The organism is Streptacidiphilus sp. ASG 303, from assembly GCF_020991365.1.
Classification (GTDB): domain Bacteria; phylum Actinomycetota; class Actinomycetes; order Streptomycetales; family Streptomycetaceae; genus Peterkaempfera.
Window position 1 is genome coordinate 1 of the sequence record NZ_JAJLRA010000122.1, and the last position, 315, is coordinate 315.

The 315-nt window shown below is 77.1% G+C and carries 1 protein-coding gene; it reads right to left on the minus strand.

The window, feature by feature from the left end:
- Positions 1-315, minus strand: a 315-nt coding sequence (locus LO771_RS30185; protein ID WP_230748346.1) for a PD-(D/E)XK nuclease family protein, incomplete at both ends; no start/stop codon positions are given.

A 315-nucleotide genomic window follows, 5' to 3' on the forward strand; every position in this document is an offset into this window, starting at 1 on the left:
AGTCCGTCGAGGGCGCCCTCGCGCCCGGCCCGCTGGTAGACGGCGAGCTGGGGGTGGCCGGCCACCTCGGCGGCGGTGGGCACCGACTTCCCGGTCTTGAAGTCCACGACGTAGGCGAGGCCCGCGGCGTCCCGCTCGACGCGGTCCATGCTGCCGCGGATCTCCACCGCCCGGCCGCCGGCCTCCAGCGTGACCTCGAAGCCGTGCTCGGGGGCCACCGGCACCCGGCCCCGCTCCAGGGTGTGCCAGTGCAGGAACCGCTCCAGGGCCGCCCGGGCCTCGCGGCGCTCCTGCTCCGACTTCCAGGGGGCGTCG